This window comes from Methylobacterium sp. C33D (assembly GCF_053345825.1).
Window position 1 is genome coordinate 1 of the sequence record NZ_JBKFAV010000155.1, and the last position, 345, is coordinate 345.

General features: G+C 70.4%; 1 pseudogene. It reads right to left on the reverse strand.

What is annotated here, in order from left to right:
• Positions 1–240: pseudogene (locus ACLBXO_RS31830) on the reverse strand (acyl-CoA dehydrogenase family protein); the annotation flags it as partial.
• Between the last annotated feature and the right edge of the window lie 105 nt (positions 241–345).

Genomic DNA, 345 nt, shown 5'->3' on the forward strand with positions numbered 1-345 from the left:
GGTCTCCGCTTCCGACCAGAAGCCGGAGACCGTATCGCGGGCGAAGGCGCGGGCGGAGCCGAGACCCGTCTCGGCGCGCGCGATCGCGACCTGCACGTCCTCGCGAAGTCGCAAGGGTCCCGTGCCGCCATGCGGCGTCTTCGTCTGTGCGAGATCGATCAACGCGTCGATCGAGGCCCGAGCGAGTCCCAGCGGAACACCGGCGGCGGCGATGGCGCCCGCCAACGCCATCGGCAGCATGTAGAGCGGCTCCCTATCGCGCGGCATCATGATCCGCGCGCCGTCGACCGTCTGCGCGTCCGGCACCCAGAGGTCAGTGCAGACGACGTCGTGACTCCCGCTGGA